Annotated in this window: 1 protein-coding gene and 2 pseudogenes; all 3 read right to left on the bottom strand. The window is 42.1% G+C overall.

Translation table 11 applies throughout. The features are described from left to right. Positions 1-180 (bottom strand): annotated as a pseudogene (locus tag O9300_RS15485) (Uma2 family endonuclease); the annotation flags it as partial. A gap of 226 nt (positions 181-406) precedes the next feature. Next, a complete protein-coding gene (locus O9300_RS19715) occupies positions 407-997 on the bottom strand; it encodes a DUF6940 family protein (protein ID WP_502846400.1) in 591 nt (196 codons plus the stop codon). Positions 998-2,055: 1,058 nt separating this feature from the next. After that, positions 2,056-2,251, bottom strand: a pseudogene (locus O9300_RS15490) (hypothetical protein); the annotation flags it as partial.

Raw genomic sequence — 2,251 nt, forward strand, 5'->3', positions numbered from 1 at the left:
GGGATACCAGAGTAAATCACCGGCGACGAAAACATCGGCATCATTGGCAAATAACCAGTCTAGATTCGATTTAATCGTCGTAATCCAGCGAAATTGTCTTGTATTGTCGGCCATCGGTTTCCCGTCGCTATCGGGATAGACGATTGTGGTTTTCGGGCTGTCGTCGAGTTGTCTAACCATTGCTTAACCCTAGAATTTCGTCTTGGCTTCCTTAATAGTATAACTTTACTAGAAAAAACCAGGGCAACCATTGGCGTTGCTGAATCAAGGTATGAATGCCAACTGTGCATCGTATCCAAAAGTTAGTTTGGGTCTAGGTTTTAAAAATCCCACAACAGAAGATTCATATCTCAAATCAGCAACGCCTCAAAAGCACCTGTTCGCAGGCTTTGGGTGCAACGGTTGGTTATGCGGTTTTGTAGGGTGCGTAGCCATAGTATTTGGGACGCGAGTCAAGGCGAACGTGCAGCCATGCAACACCACCGCCAGCCGTACTGAGCCAAAGCGGAGCATGACCCATCTTAGATCCTACAGCATCGCTAACGATTCGCCAAAACGCATCAATTTGCTTCTTTGGAGCATTCCTCACGAACGCGGCAAGGTGCCCGTATGCTGACATATCGGCTCGAGGCGATGGAACGACAAGTGTTGCATCACCACTAAGGTTGTCGAATGAAACGACGCCAAATTTTGTGTCGTCAGCAGTGAAATAGCTAGCGTATGTGGTTGAATCTGTCTGTCGGGATGAGAAGCCGGGAGAGTTCAACAAGACGAACTGGAAAGGCTGATCTGCATTTCCAGTAGTGAGTGCGGGAGTCTCCCAACGGTAGGCAGCATAGGGTGATTCTGCGAGCAAATCTGCGTAGTAGTTTCGAAACCCTGAATCTGACTGCCATAAATCGAGTACGTCGGAAAATGAAAGTGAGGCAGCATCGCGCATCAAGCGATACCGCGTTACTCGATTCGGCTCAATGTTGTCGATGGTCGCATCAAACATATTTTACAGCATAACTATTGATTAGACATCTCCAAAAATTATAACCCAATCACAGCCTGCCTTTAGCTTGTGTACTAATTGAATAGTTCGATAGCTGAAATGTATATCTATCGTCGCTAATTCAATTTCACTGAAAAAATATGAAGCAATTAAAATTATTTTTATTTGGGTGTGTTCCTTGACTAGAATAACTTTTAGTCTTGAGATAATATTAGGTCGAGGTCTATTGTATAGAAAATTTCTGTATAACACTCCTGAGAGTAAAGATATGGGTCAACTTTCGGCATATCACCCCATTTTAGCACCATCGCCAGAACTTTTCCGCATATCATACCCAAAAGCGTATTAGCCAGATTAAACAACCTCTTTTAAGTAGATTCCTAACAACAAGCTGAAATAAAATAGACTTTTCGGGAATTCTAGCACTAATTTCTTCATTCCACCCCACAATTACCTAATTTTCAAGGAAAAAGTGCCTAAATTTCCCCCCGATCACTCCAAGGGTTGGCACTTTTTGAGGAAAAAAAGTCTAAAAGTCTTACCCAACAAGGTTTTTAGATTTATTCAGCAAGCCCTATTAGACATCTCCAAAAATTATAACCCAGTCACAGCTTGCTTTTAGCTTATGCACTAATTAAGTAGTTCGATAACTGAAATGTATATATATCTATCGTTGCTAATTCAATTTCACTGAAAAAATATGAGGCAATTAAAATTATTTTTATTCGGGTAGATTCCTTAACTATAAAGACTTTTGGTCTTGAGATAATATTAGGTCGAGGTCTATTTAGGGATGGTGATGATCCTAAATGCTGTTTAAAAAGTATCGGAGAGTGGGAATTAGTCAACCCTGCCCTAGGGCATTTTTTCTGGGCTTACTGTTGCGACTCTAGCTAGAGGACTTGATATTTAAGTAGCTGGTTATAATTAAATTAAAAATGGATTTTAGGTTTGATCCCCCCTGCCCCCCTTAATAAGGGGAGTGCCGATAGGCGGGGGGATCTGAAGGTTTTTAATACCTATCTACTTATCTGCTTTCATTGTAGCGATAATTTTTTTTAAATCTCCTCGGGATTAATGTTTAATTCTCGCAGTTTTGCCGCCAATCGTTCCGCCCGTTGTCGTTCCGTTTCGGCCCGTTGTCGTTCCGTTTCGGCCCGTTGTCGTTCTTCGTTGTAACTGGTGAAAGGTTGACCATCGGGATAATACAAGAGTAACTCTGGTTGGGCCAATTGAAAACGAATGCCCAAGCGA

It is taken from the genome of Microcystis sp. LE19-195.1E (genome assembly GCF_027532095.1).
Classification (GTDB): Bacteria; Cyanobacteriota; Cyanobacteriia; order Cyanobacteriales; family Microcystaceae; genus Microcystis; species Microcystis aeruginosa.

What these genes read in the sequence shown, in the direction of transcription:
- O9300_RS19715 (WP_502846400.1), bottom strand. Translation starts at nt 997, where the DNA reads ATGTTTGATGCGACCATCGACAACATTGAGCCGAATCGAGTAACGCGG.